The organism is Flavobacterium sp. UBA5153, assembly GCA_002413745.1.
Lineage (GTDB): Bacteria > Bacteroidota > Bacteroidia > Flavobacteriales > Flavobacteriaceae > Flavobacterium.
Map to the genome: position 1 here is coordinate 1 of DHXP01000044.1, position 3811 is coordinate 3811.

A 3811-nucleotide genomic window follows, 5' to 3' on the forward strand; every position below is an offset into this window, starting at 1 on the left:
TTTCCAATCAAAAACCAGCGATTATTATATTGTTTCAGATAATGAGGATGAATTTCTAATGTAGTCATCACATCGCTTTTGAAAGATTGATAATCCACACATAATACTTTTTTGTACAAAATAGCATTAAACAAATCGCCTAGAAAGTGAATGTTTTTAAGGTATTCATTGGCATCAAAACTAATAATTTCCCTTTCGTGCGATTCCAATTTGAAAGCTTCTTGCAATTTCAAAATCAATTCATTGACCCATTCAAACTGTGGCATCCCTTTAAAACGGGACAAAACCAATAAAGCCGATTTCAATTTCTCGGCTTCCAATTCATTCATAGGTTGCTTATTGATAGAGAAATCGAAAGTTTCATAACGGTAATATACTTTCCGCCCTTCTTTAATTCGATCTAATGGAACAGACCAACCTTGGCTACTTTCCATAAACTTAATATCTTCAAAAAGTTGACGTTTTTTTATGCCGTCCCCATCAGGATTGAGTTCATACAAAGCTTCATTACAATATTCCAATAAGTCATCTAAATAAAATTTCTTGCTGAAATTGCTAAAGCATTTGTCTAAAGCGTGAAAACGAATAAGAGCATTTTTGTTGATAGCCATAGTTGAAAAATTTGATACCGTAAATTTAAAACTAAACTATGCAAATAGACTGCACCAATAGCAAATAGTTTTGTAATCTAATTTAAAAAGAAAAAAGTATGTACAAGAAAATTATGATTATCGCAGGGATTATGACTTATATGTTTAATGGAAATGTATTTGGACAGGAAAAAATTGCAACCTATAATTCGGCTTATTTTTCAAAAACATTTGAAATTCAAGCTGGTAGACCTAACGAGAAAGGAGATTTTGATTATTACATTGATTGCTTATCTTCAGACAGTTCAAGTAGTAAAGCATCTTTAATGTTAAAAAATAAACAAGTTCCAGAATTCGTTGAATTCCTTTCAAGTATAAAAGAGACTTTTTTAAAATGGAAACAAACTGCGATAGAAAATAAAGTAATCGAACTGGATAAAAAAATTGAATACAAGAATTTAAATTATAGAGGCGCATTTCTTTATGGCAAATGGAATTTTGATTATTCAGTTAATATTTCTGCACGTATTAGAATCATAAACAACAAATACTTGTTGATTATTGACAGCGATGCCTTGCAATCCACTTCAAACCAATTTATTAAAAGTGATGGCTTCCGTTTTGTTTTCAATTCAGCGCAGGAAATAGATGAATTAATAAATGGATTGGAAATTGAAAAAGTTAAAGCGTTTTATGCGGATAAGAATGGTAAGGAAGATTTGTTTAAGAATTAATCAAGAGGAAAAAAATGTTTAGCAATGAATAGTCCTAAGCACATAATTGTTCGTTTTTAAACATAGAAGCACTTTGTTTATTGTTTATATGTTTAAATTTTGCATAAAAAAAGCAATTTATTAAAATAAAATTGTTTTTATGTGTTTTATTCAGTATATTTGCATAAAAAATGTTTGTTTAGAATATAAAACAACAAAAAGATCAAGAGAGAGATCTGAAGTTCTCCTGAATATTAATCACTAAATCTTATATTATGGCTCAAACAGAGGATGGTAAATAGAAGATCCATATGCATCCTCACAAAAAGGATGACGCTACTAAAATGCCTGCTCATTATAGATCAACACCTTACACATAGAAAGGTGCTAGTCCTTCTAACAAGAAGTAATCAAAGCGAGTTTTAAAAAAGGTTCTTATTAAAAACCTTAAAAAAAACAATTATTAATTCTAAAAAAAACGCCTATGGCAAATTTAGATCATTTATTCAAACAGTTCGACAGTGAACTGAACATTACTACAAGCAAGAAAAAAGCTTTAATGGCTTCAAAAGAGAATCTTCGAATCAAAATCAAAGATTATTTTTCAGTGAATCATCCAAACTACAAACCAACATTTTACATCCAAGGTTCGTACAAGTTAAAAACACTAATCAGAACAAAAGATGATACTTGTGATTTAGATGACGGTGTGTATTTCAAAGAAAATCCAGATAATGTTACTGGGACTACTTTACAGCGTTGGGTAAAAGAAGCGGTTGATGGAACAACCGATGCAACTCCTCAGCACAAAAAAAAATGCATTACAGTTGATTACAAAGCTGGGTACAATATCGATTTACCTATTTTGGTTTTTAATGAAGAAAAAGACTCTCATCCAAATTTGGCAGTTAAAGATTCTGGATTTCAAATAGATGATCCTAAAGAATTTGTGACTAAATTCAATGAAGAAAAATCAGATCAAATGGTTCGTATGGTTAAGTATCTTAAATCATGGTGTGATTATAAGCGACAAGATATGCCAAGCGGGTTATCGATGACTGTACTAACAATGAAGCATTTTCAATCCAATCTAAGAGATGATATTGCTCTAAAGTTCCTTTTAATTGAAATTGAAACAGATTTAAAATTAAATCCCAGTTGTATAATGCCAACGACCCCTGAAGATGATTTATTTGCAAATTATTCAGAAACAAAGAGAACAAATTTTATGAGTAATTTGTCAAAATTCATTGATGATGCGAAAAAGGCTATTGACGAAAAAAATAAACTAACCGCTAGTCGTGTATGGAAGAAACATCTGGGTGATAGATTCCCAGAAGGAGAAGATGAAGATGAAAAATCGACAAATAGCGCAAGTTTAAAATCAACTATTGGAACTTCAATGCCTTATTTTAAGTTGTAAAATGAATCAGTTTTTCCAAAATGAGATACCGTTTGTACTAAAAAAATATCCTAATCTAATTATCCGGAACAAAAACGGAAGGGAATTTTTGAAAGGAATATTGGATGTTTCCGATGAAAACGGGGATTGTGTAGGGAGTTTTTCTGTCGAGATTCACTCGGCAGAAAGATTCCCTAACCGGTTCCCTAAATTATATGAGGTTGGCGGAGATATACCAAATCATCCAGATTGGCATAAATATGATGACACCTCTTGTTGTTTGACGGTTGAACAAGATGAAATTATTAAATGCAAATACGGCATTACCATTTTACAATTCATTGATGACATAGTTATACCCTATTTTGCAAATCAACTGTACAGAAAGAGAGAGGGAAGGTACTTAAATGAATATCCTCATGGATTAGAGGGGTTTAAAGTGTTTTACACAAATCTCTTTAAAAATGATGACTATTCATTTTGGGTTAAATGCTATGAAAGTGCTTTTATAAAATGCATAGCAAGAAGGAATGACAAATGCTATTGCAACAGCGGACAAAAATTTAAAAATTGTCATCTTCCAGTTGAAGAAAAATTGCAAATTTTAGGGAGAGACAAAGTATTAACAGATATTAAAACAATTACAACATGAAACGAAAAATATTTATTGGATCATCGTCAGAGGGAATTAAAATGGCAAATCAGGTTAAAGATCAGATTAACTTAGAATTAGGAGATTGGATTGAATGTGAAACATGGGAAAACGGCGGTGTTTTTTCATTAAACAAAGGTACATTAGAAAGTTTAGTTAAAGCATCGCGAAAATATGATTATGGTATTATGTTAGCATCAAAAGACGATGTTCTTATTAAACGTATGAAAATATTCAATGTAATGCGAGACAATGTTTTGTTTGAAATGGGTTTGTTCTTAGGTAGTTTAGGATTACAAAGAGCATTTTTAATAACACATGATAAGACTTCACTTCCTTCGGATTTTAATGGTGTAACTGTAGTAAAATATAATGATAAAAATATAAGTGACAAAATTGCTAATGTAATCTCGGAAATAAAAAAAACTAAGGAAAGTTTTAATTTAAAACCAGT

5 protein-coding genes are annotated in these 3811 nt (G+C 30.7%); 4 read left to right on the top strand and 1 reads right to left on the bottom strand.

The features are described from left to right. Positions 1-611, bottom strand: a 611-nt coding sequence (locus tag B2145_RS09160) for a helix-turn-helix transcriptional regulator (RefSeq protein WP_414654994.1), incomplete at its 3' end; no start/stop codon positions are given. A 98-nt stretch (positions 612-709) separates the two neighbouring features. Here B2145_RS09160 and B2145_RS09165 point away from each other — a divergent pair. The 4 genes from B2145_RS09165 to B2145_RS09180 all read left to right on the top strand — a co-directional run. Beyond that, positions 710-1324 (top strand): hypothetical protein, encoded by a 615-nt coding sequence (locus tag B2145_RS09165; RefSeq protein ID WP_291101309.1) that lies wholly within the window; start codon positions 710-712, stop codon positions 1322-1324. Positions 1325-1787: 463 nt separating this feature from the next. Beyond that, positions 1788-2726, top strand: a complete 939-nt coding sequence (locus B2145_RS09170; protein ID WP_291101312.1) for a CBASS cGAMP synthase — start codon at positions 1788-1790, stop codon at positions 2724-2726. Positions 2727-2814: 88 nt separating this feature from the next. Next, complete coding sequence (locus tag B2145_RS09175; protein ID WP_291101313.1) at positions 2815-3357, top strand: SEC-C metal-binding domain-containing protein; 543 nt, start codon at positions 2815-2817, stop codon at positions 3355-3357. Beyond that, positions 3354-3811, top strand: a 458-nt coding sequence (locus B2145_RS09180; protein WP_291101316.1) for a nucleotide-binding protein, incomplete at its 3' end; no start/stop codon positions are given. The genes B2145_RS09175 and B2145_RS09180, both read left to right, overlap by 4 nt.